Below are 1,398 nucleotides of genomic sequence, written 5' to 3'. Positions count from 1 at the left end.
TGAGCAAGTTGCTATAGAGTTTTGTGATGAAGATGAAACTAGATATCTATTATAACGTGGTATCTCTTATCGAATTATAACGTTAGATTCCAATAATAAAGTAGATAGCCTCAATTTCATCTCTTTAAATACATGTATTAATGATGAATGAACAAATAGATACTAGCAAACATTCAATTGGGGTTATCTTTGAAGCTGCTTAAGACATAGATTTGTTTAGATAGCAAACGCAAAGAGGTTTTTATGTTAGTAAAATTTAGTTGTAAAAATCATGCAAGTGTCATCATGTTTGGTGACGTTGCTCAAGAAATAATAAAAATGATGGAGCATAGTGGAAAGGTGCCAAGTGCGATTCTTGCATCAGATATACCAGAGGTACTGGTAAAACTAAATAGTGCGATCGAACGAGAAAAAATACGAAACCTAAATAGTNNTCGATCATTGAGCGAGCCTATCCATTACTTGAATTATTAAAAACGGCAATAGAAGGGAAATGTGACGTTATGTGGGAAACATTGTAGTTCATAATAATTGAGTCTTTTCTCTTCAATACATCAATCAATAGAGTATATGCTGATTTCTTTAATATTCACTATCTACCCTGTTATTCTAGATGTGAGTAGTGATTTCTTTTATGTCCTATTTGATAGGTTGGAATAACAAGAATTCTCAAGCACCTTTCCGTTTTTCTTTAACAGAAAAATACCGAAGAAAGATGATGCCGAGAAAAGCCGAAACCATAGACGCTAAGAAGATGCCTAATTTCGCAGCATTAATTTGGGTAGGGTCATAAGCTAATTCCGCTATGAACAATGCCATAGTAAAACCAATGCCAGATAACATCCCTCCCCCTATAATCATTCCCCAATTCAAGTTTTCAGGTAATATTGCGATTTTGAGTCGGACGGCAATCCAACTAAACAAAGCAATACCTATTGGCTTGCCAAAAACAAAACCTAAAAATATAGCAAGCGTGATTGGAGAAGTTAAATTCGCCGCAGTTAGCGAAACTCCCGCGTTGGAGAGANNGGGTGAGTAAGCCGAGAATCACTCCGGTGATTGTAGGATGTATGCCAGACATATCGATGGCTATCCATATCATTCCTCCAACAATAGAAAAGAGCACTATACTGCGGATCCCTAAAAAGCCCATAACGCGAACAATAATAAACCCTAACAAGGCATAAAGTATGGACATCCAGTTAACATTATCTCCATAGCCAATAGCAACAACAAAGATCGCGCCGATATCATCTACCACAGCCATTGATAGCATGAATATACGCAAACTGCTTGGAATGCTTCGTCCTAAGAGTGCTAGGCACCCGATCACAAATGCGGTATCTGTAGCCATGACTGTGCCCCAACCATGTTGCCCTGATTCACCAAACTGTATAA

2 protein-coding genes and 1 pseudogene are annotated in these 1,398 nt (G+C 37.5%); 2 read left to right on the top strand and 1 reads right to left on the bottom strand.

Going from position 1 to position 1,398, the window contains the following annotated elements; all coding sequences use genetic code 11:
- The first annotated feature begins 243 nt into the window (after positions 1–243).
- Together IX95_RS25640 and IX95_RS27035 are read left to right on the top strand one after the other, a co-directional pair.
- Positions 244–474, top strand: a complete 231-nt coding sequence (locus IX95_RS25640; RefSeq protein WP_051912672.1) for a DUF1840 domain-containing protein — start codon at positions 244–246, stop codon at positions 472–474.
- On the top strand, positions 438–521 hold the full coding sequence (locus IX95_RS27035) for a DUF1840 family protein (RefSeq protein ID WP_327196163.1): 84 nt from the start codon (positions 438–440) through the stop codon (positions 519–521). Before IX95_RS25640 ends, IX95_RS27035 begins: the two co-directional genes overlap by 37 nt.
- 148 nt (positions 522–669) lie before the next feature.
- Here the strand turns inward: IX95_RS27035 and IX95_RS26190 are convergent.
- Positions 670–1,398, bottom strand: a pseudogene (locus IX95_RS26190) (Na+/H+ antiporter NhaA); the annotation flags it as partial.

Origin of the sequence: Vibrio sp. B183, from assembly GCF_000740665.1 — a bacterium.
Taxonomy (GTDB): domain Bacteria; phylum Pseudomonadota; class Gammaproteobacteria; order Enterobacterales; family Vibrionaceae; genus Vibrio; species Vibrio coralliilyticus.
Note: the sequence above shows the minus strand (reverse complement) of the source record. Positions and strands in the feature narration are given on the sequence as shown.